This window comes from Fusobacterium sp. (assembly GCF_030528405.1).
Lineage (GTDB): Bacteria > Fusobacteriota > Fusobacteriia > Fusobacteriales > Fusobacteriaceae > Fusobacterium.
In genome coordinates this window covers 25,115-44,170 of sequence record NZ_JAUMYY010000013.1, presented here as the reverse complement: position 1 = coordinate 44,170, position 19,056 = coordinate 25,115, and the positions used below count along the sequence as shown (strand labels likewise).

Here is a 19,056-nt window from a genome sequence, read left to right as displayed (position 1 = left end):
AATTGTTTTACTAAAGATAATTTTGGAATTTAGGGTTGTATAATTATATTATATTTTTTATAAATTTATTTTGATAAGATAGTATTCAATTTATATTAAATTTCATATATTTTTATTTAAAATAGGTAATTTATTTGCTATAATTATATTAGAATTTATTCACATCTTATTGACTTACTTCCTCTTTCACAATATTTTATTTTTATTTACTTAGCCACATTTAAAAAGGCTGTTGCATTTAAATAATTTTTTTATATAAGCTTTGCAACAGCCTTATTTTTATTCATTTTATTTATCAAATTTTATTGCAGCTTCATCAACAGCATAGCTATAAAAATCTTCTAATGATTTTGAAACTTGCTCTTGTGAACCAAATTTTCTAACATTAACAGTTTTATTTTCAAGTTCAGCCTTTCCTATTATAAGCTGCATAGGAATTTTATATCTTCCATTTGCTTCTCTTATCTTATAACCAATAGTTTCTGTTCTATCATCCAGTTCGGCTCTTATTCCTAATTCTTGTAGCTTTATCATAATTTCTTTAGCATAAGGAATACAATCATCATTTATAGTTAAAACTTTTATTTGAACTGGTGCTAGCCACATTGGAAAGGCTCCAGCATAGTGCTCAATTAAAATTCCTATAAATCTTTCTATCGAACCATAAATAACTCTGTGAAGCATTACAGGCCTATGTTTTTCTCCATCTTCTCCTATATAAGTTACATCAAATCTCTCAGGTAAATTAAAATCAAGCTGTATAGTTCCACATTGCCAAGTTCTTCCTATAGCATCTTTAATTTTAAAATCAAGCTTAGGTCCATAGAATGCTCCATCTCCTGGATTAATTTTGTATTCCCTACCAAGTTTATCCAAGGCTCCTGCAAGAGCACTTTCTGCCATATCCCAAATTTCTTGAGAACCTATAGATTTTTCAGGTTTAGTTGAAAGCTCTATGTTATATTCAAAACCAAATAATTTACTGTAGAATTTATCTATTAAATTTACAACTCCTATGATTTCATCCTGTACTTGCTCTTGTGTCATAAATATATGAGAATCATCCTGAGTAAAAGATCTCACTCTCATAAGTCCATGTAAAGCTCCTGAAAACTCATGTCTATGAACTTTTCCTAACTCTGCAAGTCTTGCTGGTAAATCTTTATATGAATGAAGTTGATGTTTAAAAGATAAAACTCCACCTGGACAATTCATTGGCTTTATAGCAAATTCAAGCTCATCTATTTCAGATGTATACATATTTTCTCTGTAGTTAAACCAATGTCCTGATGTTTCCCATAATTCTTTATTTAACATAATAGGAGTTTCTAATTGGTCATAACCTGCTTTTTCATGTTCCTTTCTCCAAAGATCTATAAGTACATTTCTAAATACCATACCCTTTGGCAAGAAAAATGGAAAGCCTGGTCCATATTCACTCATAAAGAACAGCTCCAACTCTTTTCCAAGTTTTCTATGGTCTCTTTTTTCAGCTTCTTCCATAAATTTTAAATGTTTCTTTAATCTATCTTCATTTGAAAAAGCATAACCATAAATTCTTTGAAGCATTTTATTTTTAGAGTCCCCTCTCCAATATGCTCCAGCAACAGTTCTTAATTTAAATGCTTTTAAATAGCCAGTTGAAGGTACATGTGTTCCCCTACAAAGATCTGTAAAATCTCCCTGTTTATAAAATGACACCTGCTCTTCCTCAGGAATTGCTTCAACAAGCTCAACCTTATATTTATTTTTATCTACAGTTTTAAAATATTCTATCGCTTCATCTCTAGGTAAAATAAATTTTTCTAATTTTATATTTTCTTTTACAATTTTTTTCATTTCTTCTTCAATTTTTTGTAAGTCTTCTTCAGTAAATTGTTCAACTGGATCAAAATCATAGTAAAAACCATTTTCCACTACTGGTCCTATTGTTACCTTCGTGTCTGGATATAATCTCAATACCGCCTGAGCCATCAAGTGAGCAGTTGAGTGCCTCACTATATATTCTCCTTCCGAACTTTCAATATCAATAAACTCCACTTCAGCATCATGATCTAATATATAAGACATATCTACATTTTTTCCATTAATTTTTGCTCCAACAGATTTTTTAGCTAGGGAATTGCTTATCCCCTTTGCTATTTCGAACATGTTAATATTATTTTCATATTCTCTTGTCTGTCCATCTAAAAATCGAATTAACATCTTTTCCTCCATTATTTTTATACATTTTGCTTATAATTTATAAGCTAGTACTCAATTATTTTAATTTAATTTTTCATTATTTTTTGCTATTCAAAGGGCTAGGTCTGTCTAACAGGTAACCATCAGGTTTTGTGCTTCCACTTCCACTGTCTTTTGCTCCAACTCCAAATATAGAATCATTAGGGAAGGTCAACAATGTGAAATGAAGCCCTGCTCTCCATTCATAATTTTTTGTTGTCGCACTATATTTATTTTCAAAGGAAAGTGCCCATTCATAGAAGCCCATCTCTTTCCCTATTTCAATTCCAATACCGTCTAATGATTTCTTTCTATTTGCTGTAGCAGAAGCCTTATCTGCTAAATTTTCATAAAATTTAGCATAGGTTTTTAACTTCCATCCTTGGCTAGGTTTACCTATTTTAGCATAAACGCTTAGTTCATGTTCTCTACTGTTTTTCTTCCATTCATAGCTTCCTGAACTTCTTTTCCAATCAGACTTTTCAATAAAAGTATAGCCCACCCCTAATCTATTGTAGGTATAGCTTAACCCACCTTCTAACTTAGAAAGTGATTTCATCAAATCTCCAGTTTTTGAATATCTCTTGTCATTCTTTTCCATAGTAATATAAAATTTAAAAGCTTTTTTATAGTTACCTATTTTAAAAGTTTCATCAGAAATTCTAGTAAGTTCAAACTGTCTATTAAATTTTTGACTTCTCTCCAAAATATTTTTTATTGTCTCAACATCTTCTATACTTATTTCATCTTTAGGCTTTTCATATTCAAGAGTAGCATATTTTATAAGCTCTTCTTTTTCGAATCTTTTATCTCTATATTCATAGCTAAATCTATATACGTCAGTATTTCTTATGCTACTACTTTCATTTAAAGTACCATAGTCATTTTCAGAAAAACTAAAGTAAAAATCTTGTTCCCTGTCTTGATTAAAAGTATTATAAAGAACCGAATAATCAGTATTTTTTTTATTCAATCTTCCTCCAGCAGAACTCTCTACCTTATCTTTTCCCTGAGCATAAGATAGTGTTATTTTATCATTTTCTCTCCTGTAAGAATATGTAAATCTATTCTCATTTATCTTTTCTTCAGCTTCAATAGGAGAAACAAAATCTTTGACATTAAATTTCATATCCAAATTAGAAAACGAAAAACTATGATTTTTCTTACTATAATTAAAGCCATAATTTCTTTTAGATAAATCATTTAAATTTGTTCCAGAAAGTGTTTTAGAAGTATATCTTCTATCCTCATCAAAAAAAAGTTTAAATTCTTCATCATATTTTGTTTTAAATGCTATTTCATTTAAAAATATCCTACTGTTAAGAGCTTTTTTTCCATATGAATCTTTAGCTTCCTTGTAGCTCGTCGTAAAAACTGTGTCTAAATTTTTGGTTTTAAATTTAATTTCATCTTCTATTTTTATATAATTAACTTTGTTTATATGCCTTTGCTCTTCTCTTTTTACATCTCCAGAAAATTTAAAATTTTGAAATTCCAAACTCAAATTATTATTAAGATTTTTACTAAAGCTTATTTCATGACCTAATTTTAAATTTAAAACATTTGTTTTATCGCTTGAATTTTTATAAGAGTCCTGTCTAAAACTACTTAAAATATGAAATTTCCCAAAAGAGCTCTCTATATTTTTTCTACCTAAAGTCAATTCAAAAAATTTGGACTCATTTTTATAATCTCTGTAAGAACCATCAAAAAGTCCAGTCCTATCCCATATTTTTTCTTTAGCTTCTCCTATTCCAAAACCATATACCTCTTTTTCATTAGATAAATCAAAATCCATTCTTTTTTCTATCTTTTCTTCATAAATTATATTTTCAAATCTATTATAATCCGAAATTCTGCTATCTCCCAACATGGAAACTCTATACTTATCCTTAGATAAATCTAGCTTTTTCTCATTATCCTCATAACTTAGTTTCGGTTTAAAAGTGTAAGCCCCTAAGCTATACTTACCTAAAATTCCATTTATCTTCTCATGATCATTCTTTTCATATTTTACTATAGTCGTTGGAACATAATTCATATCTATACCTAAGATATTTTTTTGTCTTAAGGTAGTCTTAATATCTTTTTCCCATAATGAAAATCTTCTGTAGTCATTTCCTATTCTTTTATCGTATTTTAGCTCCAGTCCACTTGCTCTGTGTAAATAATCTACAGCCACTTGCTCATCTTTTGATTGTAGATCTAAACCGGTAGAACCTGGATCAAGGTCATATAAATATTTATATCCTGCTGATAATTTATATTTCTCATTATCTTTAACTGCATAAAGTTTAGAATACAAATCATGATCTATATTAGAACCATAACCTATGTCATCTATGGAGTCGTACACTATTAAGCCATAGCCTTTTTTATCACTTACTAAACTTAAATCTGCTTTTAAACTTAAGTCTTTATCCTCTCCTAGATTTTTTAAATCTGCACTTAAAGTATAAAAACCTATATTTTTATCATATTTATACCTATCTATACCCAAAGTTTTGTAAATATTATTATCGTCCATCTTTTGCATTATATCAGATAATTTCCCCACCATACTTCTGGTTGAATTAATTGCTTTTAGATCAAAGTAACCTTTCTCACCTGAGTACTCCTGAGAGAAAGAAAATCTATATCTCTTATGAGACTTTTCATATTCACTTAATTGCCCTATATTATTGTTACTGGTTTTTTTTGCTTTTGAATAGATTAGCAAATCATCTATATCAAGTTTAGTTTCACCTAAATCCGAACTATACCAGTTTTCCCATCTTCCAATTAAAAGACCCATTTTATCAGAAAACTTAGGAGCTATACCTCCTCTATATTTATCCTTTCTATTACCATATAAAAATCCCCACGAAGTTTCAAATCCGTAGTCATCTGAAGATTTAAAAGTTGGAAATAAAGGGACTTTTGAGTTTTTCCTTATATTAGCTCTAAACCAAGGAATATTAAAAGGAAAAATATTTCTTTCTTTAACAAAAAGATTAGAGTTATATAAAGTTATCTGTTTATCAGGTTCTATATCCGCATTTTTGGAAAATATATGATAACCAGCTTTTTTGGGTGAATCCGGGAAATTAACTATTCTAAAATCTGTTGTTATCCAGCCATCCTGATAAGAAATTTTTTCGTCTTCGTACTTTACATAAGGGCTACCAAAATAAACTTTGTCATTTGGTGCTTCTGCTCCTGTAGTCTTAGCAACATTTATATAAGCAAAGTTGTTATAAAATTCTCCCTTTTCCTTTAAACGGTCCAGAGTTCCTCTTTCAGTTTCTATTTTTATATTTCCCGTACTTTGCTCTAAATTAACAAGTGCAGATTCAGAAAATTTTATAATTTCAGTTTTAGGATCTCTTTCCAATTTATAAAAAAGACCACTTACACTATCGCTTTTTACTGAAATTCCTTTTTCTGCTGTCAAAGTATTTGTATTTAGATCTACTACAACTTCATCACTATCTGCTTTTATTGTATCTGAGTAAGAATTTGAAAAAAATACTATCATAGCCAAAAAAAAGAAAAAGGCTTTTATTCTCATTTAATTTCTCCCTAAAAATTTTTTAATTATAAATTATAACACAGTTTTAATATTTTTTCTATATTTTAGACCTGTAAAATGCTATCTCTTTGAAACTTTAAGTTCTCTTCTTATATTTCTCTCCTGATCCTTTTTAGCTATACTCTCTCTCTTATCATAATTTTTCTTTCCTTTAGCCACTGCAATTTGAATTTTAACATAGCCTTTAGATAGGTGAACATCAAGAGGTACTATTGTATAACCTTTTATTTTTACTTTTTCATGCAACTTTCTTATTTCTTTTTTGTTGAGTAAAAGCTTTCTAACTCTTCTTTCTTCTGGGTTATAAACAGAACCATACTGCCATGGAACTATAGACATTCCCATTATAAAAACCTCATTATTAATTATTCTTATAAAAGATTCTTTTATACTCACTTTTCCAGCTTTGACAGATTTTACTTCGCTGCCTTTTAATTCTATTCCCGCTTCAAATCTATCTTCTATAAAATAATCAAAAAAAGCCTTCTTATTATTTGCAATTATCATTTATCCTCCAGCAGCTCAATTGGACTAACAGAGATTTCCAAAGTATAAAAATCTGTTTTCTGTAGAATAACTTTTACTTTATCACCTAAGCTGTATACTTTTTCTTTATTATCTCTATCTACCATTACATAGTTAATCTCATCAAATTCATAGTAATGCTCTGCAGTGGTCACATCCCAACTACATTCAATATTTTCAGCTGTTTCAAAGAATACCTTTCTTTGGCTAAAACCACTTACAACTGCTTCAAAAACTTCTCCCACTTTATCTGACATATACTCCACTAATTTTATTCTGATACTTTCTTCTTCAGCTTTCATAGCAACTCTTTCAGTTTTAGAAATATGACTGCATATTTCCATTAACTCATCTTCATAAATAAAATTTTTCTTAGCTTTTTCTGAAATTATATTATTCAAGATTCTATGAACCATAAGATCTGAGTATCTTCTTATAGGAGAGGTAAAATGTGTATAAAATTTTGAAGCTAATCCAAAATGCCCAATATTTTCAACAGTATATCTAGCTTGTTTAAGTGCCATTAAAATCATTTTATGGACTAACATATTAATTTCTCTTTTTCTTGAATTTTCTATTATTTCTTGAAACTGTTTAGGATGTATATTATCCAAATTAGGAATCTTATATCCAAACTTAGCTAGAGTTTCATTTAAGCTAGCTATACTTTCTCTTGTCGGCTTTTCATGTGTTCTATAAACCGAAGGAATGTCTAACCAAAAAATTCTTTCTGCTACAACCTCATTTGCAACAATCATAAAGTCCTCTATGATTTTCTCTCCTTCTCCTCTTTCCCTTTGCCCAATTGCAGCTACAGTCCCATCATCATTTAAAGTAACTTTTATCTCTGGTAATTCAAAATCTATACTTCCCCTCTTATATTTTTTACTTCTCAATATTTTTGATAGCTCTTGCATTTCAAGTAACATGTCTTTTATATCACTATATTTTTTACTTAGTTCTTCGTTGCCATCCAAAATCTTATTTACATCAGTGTAAGTCATTCTGTGGACAGAATTTATAACTGACTTATAAATATCAGCACTTACAACATTTCCATTTGCATCTATTTCTGCTTCACAACTAAAGGTCATCTTATTCTCTCTCTCATTTAAGGAACATATTCCATTTGAAATTTCTTTTGGAAACATCGGTAAAACTCTATCAACTAAATAAACTGAATTTCCTCTTTCTCTAGCTTCTAAATCAAGTTTTGAATTAAATTTTACATAGTGTGAAACATCTGCTATGGCTACAATTAGCCTAAAGTTTCCATTTTCTAATTTCTCAACATAAACTGCATCATCTAGGTCCTTTGCATCTTCACCATCTATAGTAATTATAGGTAATTTAGTTAAATCTTTTCTATTTCCTTCCCACTTTTCTTTTACCGAATTTTCTATCATTTCTTTAACTTCTAACATAGCTTCAGTTGAAAACTCTGTTTTTAATCCTTCTCTAAAGATAAGTGCGTCTATCATATTTTTTGTATTGCTTATTGAACCTAATATTTTAATAACCTTTCCTTCCGGTTTTCTTGAATCATCACCCCAAAAAGTTATTTCAACCGCTACTAAATCCTCATTTTCAGCTCCCATAGTCAATTCATTAGGAATATATATATCCTTACCTATAGAACGAGTAGGCACAACAAAGGAAAAAGTTTTATTCTTTTGTAATATTCCAATTATTACTTTCTTTTCATGACTGATAATCTTTGCAACTTCCCCTTCAGCTCCCTTATCTTCATTTTTTTCCTTTGTAATTCTAACCAAAACTGTATCTCCATCTAAAGCATTATTAAAAGCTGATTTAGGAATAAATATTCCCTCTTTCTCTTCTCCTTTTTTTTCTATATCAACAAAGGCAAATCTATCTTTTACAATGGAAAAAGTCCCCTTCAAGAAACCTACTTGTTCAGGCAAAGTTATTTTCCCAGATTTAACAATACTTAGCTCCCCATCATCTACCCAAGACATAATTATTGCTTTATTACTCTTTTTATTTTTAGTAGACCATTCTAAAACTTTAGTAGCTTCATCAAATGAAAGATAATTCTTTTTTTTAAGTACCTCTTTTAATTTTTCTAAGTCTTTTTCTAAGTTCATTTTTCAGCCTCCTCTTTGATAATAGAAATATTTTTTAATAAATCTTCTTCCATCAATTTAGTATTTTTGTGAGATTTTTTGCCCAATTTTTTTAAATAACTTTCTTTTTTTTCTGCTTCCAGTAAAATTCCTCTATCCAAATTTTCAAAAGTTAAATCTCTAATCTCTTCAAGTCCAGGATAGTTTCTTCCCATTTCTATGGCATCAGCTATATAAACTATTTTTTCAACTAAGCCCATATTTTTATTTCCTAAAGTATGATTTTTTATTGCTTTTAAAATTTCTTCATCCTCTATATTAAAATTTTTTTTTACCCAATATGAAGCTACAAAAGAATGTAGAATATCTGTATTTTCTAAATCTTCTTCTGATAGTTCCATCATAAAATTTTCCTTACAGATTTTTTTCATCTCATCTACATTCATTTCCTTACAAGCATCATGTAAAAGGGCAGCTATCTTACATTTTTCTATATTTGCTCCATAATTTTTAGCCAGTTTAACACTCATATCAACAACAGACATAGTGTGTTTAAACCTCTTAGGGCTAAGCTTTAATTTTATAATTTCAGACAATTCTTTAAAAGAATACTCCATAGATACCTCTTTTTTCTTTATATTTTAATATTTAATTATACCATATATTTATGCTTTTAGCTCTCGTTATTTAAAAAATTAAAAAGGGCATCACAGCCCCTTTAAACAAAATTTTAAAAAATTTTAAATTTCCTGCATAGCCTCTCTTAAAAAGGGAAGCAAAGAACGAGTTACAATTATTTTTCTGCTCTCTATATTTAAGCACATTATGGCTCCTCTTTCCATTAAGTCATACCAGCTTGTCTTGCTTATGCCAAACATTTGAACTAAATCTTTTGTGGAGCAAAACTCTCCTAAGTTATCCAAAAGCATATTTTCTAAAAATGTTTCTATCTCATTTTTAGGCGACCAGTTAAAGAAATTGTTAATATAAAAATCCTCTTGTGTTAGAGGATTTGATATTGGATACATATTGGTGCTGAAATTTAAGCTGTTTAAAAAAGAGGAAAGTTCATATTCTCTTCTGCCGTATCTGCTTTTTGACTTTATATTTTCGTTCTTTACAAGCATATAAATAAAAGTCAGACTTAGACCTAAGTTTTCCTGAAGTTTTTTTGCGCTTGCGTATTCTCCTATTTGCTTTCTTAAAATTTCAAAAATTACATCTTTCATAGTCATAATAAACCTCCTATAATTTTTTTAATTTTAATTCCGATGATTAAAAAATTTTCAGTTTTTAATAGGATTATGTGAAAGCTCATTCCTCCTTTGCAATAGATTTTTTTTATAACTTAGTTTTATTAAAATATGGGAGAAAATTTCTCCCATACTAAAATTATTTTTTCTTCAATAAAATATTTAATTGTTGCTTCATAAGCTCAATTTCTTGTGCCTGCGCATTAATTCTATCGTTTTGTGAATTAACTTGTGCCTTTAGCTGATTATTTTCCTTTGCAAGTCTATTCATTTCATCTTGCATTATATAACTAGGTGTGTTAGTTGCTGATGAACTTCCACCCTTACCTAGCTTCCAAGTTAAACCTACATTTGCCATAGTCTTCACTCTTCTTTCACTGCCTATTGCAAGACCTGCCGTCATTAAAACATTTTCACCAAAATAATGGCTCATTCCAACTGCTATGGATTGCTTATTTCTGTAATGTCCAAATCCTGCCATTATTTGATTTGGCGCTTGCGGATCATATTGCATAGGCTTTAAAGCCGACAAAGCTGCACTTAGTGAACCGACATGATTTATTTCAGATTTTACCTCTGCAAATCTCTCATTTACCTCTGCTCTTAAATTCTCTGTTCCAACATTATTTTGCATTGCATTATAAAGCTGTCTTCCTGTTACTGCATCTGTTGATGTAGCTGACAGCTCACCATCTGCAACATTAGTTATCTTTCTTTTTAAAGTTGCAGAACCCACTGATACCTCATTAGAAGATGTTACTGCTGAATTATTTCCTAGCGCCACTGAATTTGTTATTCCTGCCGCTATATTTACATTAGATCCCAATACAAAGTTATCATTGCCAGCTATTGTATTATCATTACCGAAGGCATAAGAACGATGACCTGTTACTATATTAGGATCTCCGAAAGCTCCTGAATTATTTCCGCTTACTTTATTTCCATATCCGACTGCTGTTGATTTTTCTCCTGAAACTTCATTTTTCGCTCCAAAAGCTAAACTATCAATTCCACTCGATTTATTGTTTGAACCAAAAGCTAAACTATAATCTCCACGTGCCTCATTTCTACGTCCAAAATCTAAACTTTCTTTTCCACCTGCATAATTTTCTGTACCAAAAGCGGAACTTTAATTTCCGCTGGCTTCATTATTTGAACCAAAAGCGGAACTATAATCTCCGCTGGTTTTATTATTTCTACCAAAAGCCGAACTTCCTCTTTTCATAGCTTTATTATTATATCCAAAAGAAGATGAGCCACCTCCAATAGCTTCATTTCTCCATCCAAATCCGGCAGCTCCCCAACCTTCAACTTTATTTTGAAATCCAAAAGCCGAACTTCCTTCTTTTAGGGCTGTATTCTGAGTTCCAAAAGAAGATGAGCCAGATCCGTAAGCTTTATTTGTACTTCCAAAAGCGGAAGAACGAATTCCATCAGCTCTATTTTTATATCCAAAAGCGGAACTGTCTATTTCTAAGGCTGAATTCCAATATCCAAAAGCGGAACTTTCTTCTGCTATGGCTTCATTATTATATCCAAAAGCGGAACTTTTTTCTTTTAATGCCATATTAGAATATCCCACTACTGTACTTTCTTTTGCGTCAGAACCAACAGCATTATCATATCCAAAGGCTGAACTTTCCTCTCCATAGACTTTATTTTTAGCCCCTACTGCTGTACTTTCTTTTGCGTCAGGATAAAGCACATTATCTGTTCCAAAAGCGGAACTTCTTTTTCCTTTTGCTTTATTATTATTTCCAAAAGCAGAGCTTTCAAGCTCACTGGCTTTATTTCTATATCCAAAAGCAGAGCTTTTATACCCACTGGATTTATTTTCTACTCCTACTGCTGAAGAGTAATAATTTATTGCTGGTTCAGAACTTTCCCCTGCTTCATTGTCAATTCCAACTGCAACGCTTTCTTCCGAATGTGCTACACTTCCATTTCCTGCCTGATATTTGTGTGCTAAAGATGATTGTGCCAATAAAATTAATAATGTAAGTGTTATAAATTTTAAGCTATTTTTCATATTAAACACCTCTTTTTATTTTTTATTTAATTTTATATAATCTTATCTTATTTCTATTGTATCAAAAAAAAAAAAAATGCAACAAATTTGTACGATTTATTTAAAATTATTTTATTATTTATTTTTTGAATTTGAAATATATAAAATTTCCTGCTTTGCATTTTTTTAATTAGGGAGAAAAGGAAAAATTTTTTATAAAAAAATAGCTCCATTTTTTTCTGGAACTATTTTTGAGAATTTATTTTGTATGTTTGATTCATTTTTAATATTTTTTAAAAGGGTAATTTTAGAGAACTTTTATCTTTTTTCTCATTCTTTTCTTTTTCATCTTTTTCTTCTTCATTTACATTTTTTTCTTGTTCTTCTTGAATTTCCTCTGGCTTAGGAATAGGCTGACCAAACATCCACTCAATATGCCTTCTCATTCCTGTCATATCGAATTTTTTCCCATTTATTTCCACTATATCATCCTCCGGTAATGCTATATGACCTTCTTCAAGAGCCAAGTTTTTATCCAGTGATATTTGGAATTTAACTGCTTCAACATTGGGATCTTCAGCAAATTCTAAAGGCTTAAACTCTGTCTTCACAACTTTTATTAAAGTGTCATCTGCTAATATAGCTTCTATTTCTGCATCTGTAAATTCTCTTTGTGGAGGAAAGTCTGCCACAAATAATCTATCCGTTTTTACAAACTTCAATTTTTGATCCGCTGACATCTCAAAAACATCAATTGTATAATTCCCTCTAGTAGGAATTAGCATAGAACCTAAATTAATAACCTTTCTTCCATAACCAAATGGATCTGGTAACACTCCAAAACTTCCTTTTGATATAAGTTCATCCTCTGGCGAATTAATTCTCACCTCATACATAGTTGGTCCTTCCATTTCTTCAAATGAAAGAATAACAGATAGCTCTGGCAAAGGAAATGGAAATATCGGCTGTACCAAATTATCAAAAATCCCTATTGCATCTACTGCATTTGGAACATGTTGACTTACATCTGCTCTCAAAGCTGTTTCTACACTTCTTAATTTCATTAGTTTCACTCCTTAAACTTATTTATTTTAATCTATAAATCTATATAACTAAATTTTTTCACATACAGTTTATGATAAATTTTTAAAAATGTCAAAACTATTAATTTTTTTTATTTGAATTTGCATAAAAAAATCATTCGTGCTATACTAAAATAAATTATTTTAGTAAAATTTATAGGAGGAACACAAATGCAAGAGCTTTACGCAAAATATGGTAGTACAATCATTATTATAGTTGTATGGGTTTTGATTTTTTACTTCTTGGTTATGAGACCTAATAAGAAAAAGCAAAAACAGCAACAAGAACTTTATAATTCATTAAAAGAAGGTGTAGAAGTTTTAACTATAGGTGGAATAAAAGGGACTATCGCTTTTGTTGGTGAAGAATATGTTGAAATCAGAGTGGATAAGGGAGTTAAACTAACTCTTAGAAAGTCTGCTATATCATCTGTTCTTAACTCTTAAAAGAAAATAACACAAATTTGAAATTGGGTTGTTGCATCTTATTAATTAGTTAAGCTTGCAACACCTTTTTCTTATTATGAAGGGGATTATTTTATGAAACGAATTTTTACTTTTATTTTATTTATATTCTTTTCCACTTTTTTGTTTGCAGCAAAAATAAATAAAATCAATTTAAATTTAAACAATTTTTCTGTAGATTTTTCCGAATTAAAAGATAGCGACTATATTGTCAGTGCTGATGAAGATACAAGACTTATCTATATTGAAATCCTGAACTTGGATAAAAAATCTGTGGATAAATTTACAAATGAATTAGAAGAAAAGATGAAGAAATCAGGTTATTTTGAAGATTTAAACATAAGTAAAGCTGAAAATGCTCTGTTTATTACCCTACAGCTTTTTCCTAAAATTTCTTATATTATAAATAGCACTAACAAAAAAATTGATCTTTCTCTATATAAAACAAATAAAAATAAGCATTTAATCGTTATAGACCCAGGTCATGGAGGTAAAGATCCTGGAGCTGTAAGAGGTAAAGTTTATGAAAAAGACATTGTTTTTGCTATTTCTAAGCATTTAAGAGAAGAACTTGCAAAAGATTTTAATATACTTATGACAAGAGATAAGGATGTTTTTATCAAACTTCACGATAGATCTAAAATGGCAAATAATGCAAAAGCAAAACTTTTTGTAAGTGTGCATGCAAATGCTTCTACCAACACAAAGGCTCATGGAGTGGAAGTATTCTATTTCTCCAGAAAATCTTCTCCCTATGCAGAAAGAATAGCAAATTTTGAAAATAGCTTTGGCGAAAAATACGGAGAAAATACCAATGATATAGTTCAAATTTCTGGCGAACTTGCCTATAAAAAAAATCAAGAAAATTCTATAAGCTTAGCCCAAGACATCGTTGATAATATTGCAACTTCAGTTAATCTTCGAAATGGAGGTATACATGGTGCAAATTTTGCCGTACTTAGAGGTTTTAACGGACCTAGTATTTTAATTGAAGTCGGCTTCGTTAGTAACTCTGGAGATAGAGAGATTATAACTAATTCTGATGCTCAGAAAAAAATAGCTATTGAAATTGCTGACTCTATTAGAAATTATTTTGATTAGGAGAATTTATGGAGAATCTAAAAAAATACAAATTTTCATTTATTTTACTTACATTATTTTTACTTTTATCTATATTTTATATTTCATTACCATCAAAGAATAAAATTTCTGAGGTTGAAGTTAAAACAATACAAAAAAGCACAAGAACTATGGACGTACAAGCTTATTATGTTAAAGATGATCTTATTGAAGCTTATACCATTACTGTTGCTGAGGATTCTTATTCAAACTTATTGAAAATAGCTATTGAAAATTTAATTAATAAATCGCTTATAAGTAATAAACCTACTCTTTTAAATATTTATTTTTCTAATTCTTCAATCTATTTTCAGTTTAACACCAAAGATTTGAATCCCATATTAAAGGAAGCCATCCAAAAAACTACATTTGAATTGTTAGATATTTCAGATATAAAATTTATATAAAAATAAGAGGCTATTGCAACTTAAATTCTCTTTAAAATGCAATAGCCTCTATTTTTTTAAAATTTATATTGTAGTCCTGCTGAGAACACTGAGTCTGCTCTCTTTCCATCTTCTACTCTAAAGTCTACATTTCCATAAATTCCAAAGTTTGGTGTTATTTCTCTAAATAGTCCTACACCTAACCATGTTGTATTTTTCGCTTGTTTTACACCACGATATTTTTGCTTTGTTGTATTTCCTGTGAAATGACCTTCATAAGTCAATTCTCTTTTACCTACATTTATTGCTTGAGTTACATATGATTGGAATTTATATTTATTTAGCGCAAATTCTGCTCTAAGTCCTACTAAGAAATTTGAACTCCAATAATTCTTTGAATCTGCATGTATTCCCCATGCTGCATTTGATTCTGAAAAACTTCCTCTCTTCAAATAATCTTGTGAATATCCTATAAATGGTGTTAACCATCCAAATTTCTTTCCAACCTCCAAATAAACTGAACTCATTATATCATCATGTTTTACTCTTCCTTGCACTGTATTTCCTAAACCATCTATTAGTTCTCTCTCAACTTTTGTTGATACATGTGATATACCTACTCTACCTGCTGTATAGAAATTATTTGCTAAATCTTTCTTTCCATATAGCGATATTCCTACCATATCACTTTTCGAATTTCCTGCATAACGATTAAAATCTGCTTTCGCATATGAATATGCTAATGCAACACCTAGATTAGTATTGCTGTTAAATTTCTTATCAAGTCCAAATTGTCCACCTGTTACACGAGTGTCTGCTGAAGCATAGCCATCTCTTCTTAATTTTCCATCACTTCCTATAGCTGAAAACCAAGCTTGACTCTCTCCATTTGAAAGTTTTAAGTTACCTAAACCTGCTAATCTATTTGATAGATCTCTATTTATATTTTGTGCCTGTGAAAAAGTTAGAGCCTGAGCTGATGCATATATCTCTCCTGACATCATTTCTGTTGCCCTTGTAAATGCCATTGTCGACATACTTTGCATTGTAGCAGCCATAGTTAATTCTTCTTGACTTGCTGTACCAGCTTTCACTTTTTGGTCAAGATCGGCAAATACATTTTCTACATTTTGTGCTACATTTTTTGATGATTCTTCTGCATTTCCTATATAGTCAACTGGATTTTGTCTTGATAATTCTGCAACTAATTTTCCATCATTTGCTTCTACACTTGCAACTCTCATTCCTTCAGTTGATACATTTTCAATACTTCCTTTTATTTCCTTTGCACTCATCAATGTTTTACTAACAGTTCCAGCTATATATTTATCTGATAATACTTGCACTTTTCCATTAATATTTACATTACCTAAAACAGCTACTTCTGAACTAAAATCTAGTTCCGTTTTAGAATCTGGATGTGCTATATAATCTCCACCAATTATAGCTGTTCCTTTAAAGTTTTTACCATCTATATTAATACCACTTCCTAAAAACTTCACTGTTCCATAGTTTTCAACATTTTTTGAAGCTATATTAGAAGGCTTTATATCATTTTCATCAATTTCACCCATATAAATATCATTTCTATATCCTATAATAGATTTACTATGTAATTTTAATTCTCCATTAAGATTTACTGTCACTTTCTCTGCATGTATTTTATGAATCTCAAGAGTACCTTCTGTAACTGTACTTCCTCTTAAATAAGAGTTATTACCTGTTAGGTGAAGAGTTCCTTTTCCTAATTTATTTAAGCCTCCATTACCATAAATATCATTTTCAAAATATGAAGTTATTCCTTCTGGAACATTGGCATTAAACATATTATTTGAATTAGCTGAATGTTTATATTGAGATAATGTATTTACAAAAGAACCTGGACCTTTTAAAGCCCTCTCTGTATTTAACATTCCCCAACCATATTTATAATCTGGTTCTTGACCTACAAAAATATTTCTTCTATCTTCTCCCTTAATGTCAGAAGAAATTTCTGTTCTATCAGTTGTAGTGAATAGAGTTTGTCTAACTTGTTCATTAGTCATCCAAGGAAATTTTTCTGCAACTAAGGCTGCTGCTCTTGAAACCCTTGGCGCCGCATATGATGAACCATGAACTATTTTTGTTTCATATATAGTTTTAGCATTGGCAGAAATAGCCCACCACTTTGCAGCTCCAGGATATGCAAGATGACTTCTATAATGTATATTTAATTCTCCATTATCATTTTTTTCTTGTATTCCAACTGCAGTTATCCATCCTTTTTCTAACTCAGATCTAAATTTAGGTAATCCTGGGTTTAAAAAAGCATTCATTGGTTGTACTGTATTTCCACCTACACTTATTGTATTTCCATTTGCCCATACAAAGATAGTGTTATTATTTACCTCTTTTTCATAAAATTTTACTAATTCTTCTCCATCTTTTATAACTTCTTGTATATTTCCACTTTTTCCTGAAAGAGCAACTCTAAAATCACTTACTCCCATATCTGATTTAAAATTAATCATTTCACTTACTACTGCAAAAGATTGATTAAACACCTTTATTTTTTGATTTTCCATTTTTCCTATAATTTGTTCATAAAGTTCTTTAGTAGGTAGTGAAATTTCTCCTTCAGTTCCAGCTCTTCCTATTCCTGCAAGAATTGGCTTAAATTTTGCACCATTCTCCATTAAAGTAAAAAGAACTTCTTCTCCATGCTCACTATTGTTTCCACCAGTTTTAACAATTTCTAATTGAGGGTATTTTTTTCTTAACTCTGCTTCATGTCTAGAGAAATTTGAATCTAATACCGCTACTTTTTGAGTTGAACCATTTAGATGTCTACTATCTGTTGGAATAGCTTCAGTTGATTTACTTCTAGCTGCTAATAAAGCATTTTTAAATCCTTCTTCTCCTAATTTCTTACGAAGCTCCATAAAAGAGCCCTGCATAGGAATTTTTGGATCCAATGGAATAACATTTGGATTTCTAGGTTCTAAGTCATTATTATTAATATCTGGCATTCCCTTATTTCCTTCAGGAGCATTTGGTAATGCTGGATTATGTCCTTTATTTTGTTCATTTGGTACTGAGGCATTATCAGGCATATTCTTTTTAGGTACACTAGGCACTGACTGTTCTGGTCTTATTGGTAGATTAGTACTTCCACCGCCTCCACCACCTCCGCCTCCGCCACCACAAGCTGTGAAGACTAAGCATATAGCCGCTGCCAATATCATCTGTTCTTTTAATTTTCTTTTTTTATTTTTCATTTTATCTCCCTTTAATTACTTATAAGTCATATTCACTATAAAATTTTTAACCTGCAAATTATAGTATAGATTATATATAATTGCAAGAATTTATTTTTTATTTCTTTAACTTTGTTTTTTATTTGCTTTTATAATGTTTCATAATTGATTCTTTAATAAAAAATAGGACTTATATATTTTAACAATCAAGTTAATTTTAATAGTCCTATTTCTATTTTTACTAAAATCCTATTGTAATATTATCTATTAAACGTGTTGTTCCAAATTTAATTGCTAATGCTATGATAGATGGTCCTGTTATGTTCTCTACATCTTTAAGTGTTTCTCCATCAACAATTTTGATGTAGTCAATTGTACAATTCAATCTATCAAATAACTCTTTCATAGCTTCCTTAATAACTTTTGTATTTTTCTCTCCTTGTTCAATCATATTTTTTCCTAATTGAAGAGCTTTCGAAAGGGAAAGAGCATCGCTTCTCTGTTCAGATGAAAGGTATTTATTACGTGAACTTTTAGCTAGTCCATCATCTTCCCTAATAATAGGTAAAGCTATCACTTCAATGTCCAAATCAAAATCCTTAACCATACGCCGAATAATCATAAGCTGTTGAATATCTTTTTTTCCAAAATAAGCTCTATCTGCTTTTGTAATATTAAATAACTTAAGTACAACTGTGCAAACCCCTTTAAAATGACCTGGTCTTTGTGCTCCACATAAATTATCAGTTAAATTTTCTACATTCACATAGCTTGAATAATTTCTAGGATACATCTCTTCTACTGATGGAACAAAAAGAATATCCACTCCCTGTTCCAGACATTTTTCTTTATCATGTTCCAAATTTCTAGGATAAGCATCATAATCTTCATTAGGTCCAAACTGAATGGGATTAACAAAATCTGATACTATAACAATATCATTTTCTCCCCTAGCTTTTTTCATAAGTGCTTGATGACCTTCATGTAAATATCCCATTGTTGGAACAAGCCCTATACTTTTTCCTGACATCTTCTGCTCTTTCACAAATTGCTTTAGTTCTTTTAAATTATCTATTATTCTCATATTTTTTCCTTTCAGAT

General features: G+C 30.0%; 14 protein-coding genes and 1 pseudogene. 3 read left to right on the top strand and 12 right to left on the bottom strand.

Annotated elements, in window-relative coordinates; genetic code table 11:
• Positions 1-288 precede the first annotated feature (288 nt).
• The 10 genes and pseudogenes from thrS to Q4A58_RS03545 all read right to left on the bottom strand — a co-directional run bounded on the left by thrS (position 289) and on the right by Q4A58_RS03545 (position 12,731).
• The gene (thrS, locus tag Q4A58_RS03580; protein WP_303116625.1) at positions 289-2,205 is read right to left on the bottom strand and encodes a threonine--tRNA ligase; all 1,917 of its coding nucleotides are present in this window, start codon (positions 2,203-2,205) and stop codon (positions 289-291) included.
• A 76-nt stretch (positions 2,206-2,281) separates the two neighbouring features.
• Positions 2,282-5,773: a hypothetical protein gene (locus tag Q4A58_RS03575; RefSeq protein ID WP_303116623.1), complete on the bottom strand. Its 3,492-nt coding sequence runs from the start codon at positions 5,771-5,773 to the stop codon at positions 2,282-2,284.
• An 81-nt stretch (positions 5,774-5,854) separates the two neighbouring features.
• Positions 5,855-6,301 (bottom strand): SsrA-binding protein SmpB, encoded by a 447-nt coding sequence (smpB, locus tag Q4A58_RS03570; protein WP_303116622.1) that lies wholly within the window; start codon positions 6,299-6,301, stop codon positions 5,855-5,857.
• On the bottom strand, positions 6,298-8,427 hold the full coding sequence (gene rnr / locus Q4A58_RS03565; RefSeq protein WP_303116621.1) for a ribonuclease R: 2,130 nt from the start codon (positions 8,425-8,427) through the stop codon (positions 6,298-6,300). Before rnr ends, smpB begins: the two co-directional genes overlap by 4 nt.
• A complete protein-coding gene (gene yqeK / locus Q4A58_RS03560) occupies positions 8,424-9,023 on the bottom strand; it encodes a bis(5'-nucleosyl)-tetraphosphatase (symmetrical) YqeK (protein WP_303116619.1) in 600 nt (199 codons plus the stop codon). Before yqeK ends, rnr begins: the two co-directional genes overlap by 4 nt.
• Positions 9,024-9,146: 123 nt before the next feature.
• Entirely contained in the window at positions 9,147-9,635 is a 489-nt protein-coding gene (locus tag Q4A58_RS03555; protein WP_303116628.1) for a hypothetical protein, read from the bottom strand.
• Positions 9,636-9,798: 163 nt separating this feature from the next.
• Entirely contained in the window at positions 9,799-10,485 is a 687-nt protein-coding gene (locus tag Q4A58_RS08080) for a YadA-like family protein (RefSeq protein ID WP_368501090.1), read from the bottom strand.
• Positions 10,486-10,575: 90 nt separating this feature from the next.
• Positions 10,576-10,710: pseudogene (locus tag Q4A58_RS08075) on the bottom strand (hypothetical protein); the annotation flags it as partial.
• Between the two features lie 78 nt (positions 10,711-10,788).
• On the bottom strand, positions 10,789-11,688 hold the full coding sequence (locus Q4A58_RS08070; protein ID WP_368501088.1) for a hypothetical protein: 900 nt from the start codon (positions 11,686-11,688) through the stop codon (positions 10,789-10,791).
• 272 nt (positions 11,689-11,960) lie between these two features.
• Positions 11,961-12,731 carry a hypothetical protein gene (locus tag Q4A58_RS03545; protein ID WP_303116618.1) on the bottom strand — a complete coding sequence of 257 codons (771 nt, stop codon included), beginning with the start codon at positions 12,729-12,731 and terminating at the stop codon, positions 11,961-11,963.
• A gap of 189 nt (positions 12,732-12,920) precedes the next feature.
• On the opposite strand from Q4A58_RS03545, the gene yajC reads away from it, so the two are divergent.
• From yajC to Q4A58_RS03530, 3 genes are all read left to right on the top strand, one after another.
• The gene (yajC, locus tag Q4A58_RS03540) at positions 12,921-13,196 is read left to right on the top strand and encodes a preprotein translocase subunit YajC (protein WP_303116617.1); all 276 of its coding nucleotides are present in this window, start codon (positions 12,921-12,923) and stop codon (positions 13,194-13,196) included.
• 93 nt (positions 13,197-13,289) lie between these two features.
• Positions 13,290-14,315 carry an N-acetylmuramoyl-L-alanine amidase gene (locus tag Q4A58_RS03535; RefSeq protein ID WP_303116615.1) on the top strand — a complete coding sequence of 342 codons (1,026 nt, stop codon included), beginning with the start codon at positions 13,290-13,292 and terminating at the stop codon, positions 14,313-14,315.
• An 8-nt stretch (positions 14,316-14,323) separates the two neighbouring features.
• A complete protein-coding gene (locus Q4A58_RS03530; RefSeq protein WP_303116614.1) occupies positions 14,324-14,740 on the top strand; it encodes a hypothetical protein in 417 nt (138 codons plus the stop codon).
• 56 nt (positions 14,741-14,796) lie between these two features.
• Here the strand turns inward: Q4A58_RS03530 and Q4A58_RS03525 are convergent, their stop codons facing one another.
• Together Q4A58_RS03525 and panC are read right to left on the bottom strand one after the other, a co-directional pair.
• Entirely contained in the window at positions 14,797-17,976 is a 3,180-nt protein-coding gene (locus Q4A58_RS03525; protein ID WP_303116612.1) for an autotransporter serine protease fusolisin, read from the bottom strand.
• Between the two features lie 220 nt (positions 17,977-18,196).
• On the bottom strand, positions 18,197-19,039 hold the full coding sequence (gene panC / locus Q4A58_RS03520) for a pantoate--beta-alanine ligase (RefSeq protein WP_303116610.1): 843 nt from the start codon (positions 19,037-19,039) through the stop codon (positions 18,197-18,199).
• Positions 19,040-19,056 lie beyond the last annotated feature (17 nt).

Bases quoted from the DNA above. Each gene is read 5' to 3' on its own strand.
- thrS (WP_303116625.1), bottom strand. From the start codon at position 2,205: ATGTTAATTCGATTTTTAGATGGACAGACAAGAGAATATGAAAATAAT.
- Q4A58_RS03575 (WP_303116623.1), bottom strand. From the start codon at position 5,773: ATGAGAATAAAAGCCTTTTTCTTTTTTTTGGCTATGATAGTATTTTTT.
- smpB (WP_303116622.1), bottom strand. From the start codon at position 6,301: ATGATAATTGCAAATAATAAGAAGGCTTTTTTTGATTATTTTATAGAA.
- rnr (WP_303116621.1), bottom strand. From the start codon at position 8,427: ATGAACTTAGAAAAAGACTTAGAAAAATTAAAAGAGGTACTTAAAAAA.
- yqeK (WP_303116619.1), bottom strand. From the start codon at position 9,023: ATGGAGTATTCTTTTAAAGAATTGTCTGAAATTATAAAATTAAAGCTT.
- Q4A58_RS03555 (WP_303116628.1), bottom strand. From the start codon at position 9,635: ATGAAAGATGTAATTTTTGAAATTTTAAGAAAGCAAATAGGAGAATAC.
- Q4A58_RS08070 (WP_368501088.1), bottom strand. From the start codon at position 11,688: ATGAAAAATAGCTTAAAATTTATAACACTTACATTATTAATTTTATTG.
- Q4A58_RS03545 (WP_303116618.1), bottom strand. From the start codon at position 12,731: ATGAAATTAAGAAGTGTAGAAACAGCTTTGAGAGCAGATGTAAGTCAA.
- yajC (WP_303116617.1), top strand. From the start codon at position 12,921: ATGCAAGAGCTTTACGCAAAATATGGTAGTACAATCATTATTATAGTT.
- Q4A58_RS03535 (WP_303116615.1), top strand. From the start codon at position 13,290: ATGAAACGAATTTTTACTTTTATTTTATTTATATTCTTTTCCACTTTT.
- Q4A58_RS03530 (WP_303116614.1), top strand. From the start codon at position 14,324: ATGGAGAATCTAAAAAAATACAAATTTTCATTTATTTTACTTACATTA.
- Q4A58_RS03525 (WP_303116612.1), bottom strand. From the start codon at position 17,976: ATGAAAAATAAAAAAAGAAAATTAAAAGAACAGATGATATTGGCAGCG.
- panC (WP_303116610.1), bottom strand. From the start codon at position 19,039: ATGAGAATAATAGATAATTTAAAAGAACTAAAGCAATTTGTGAAAGAG.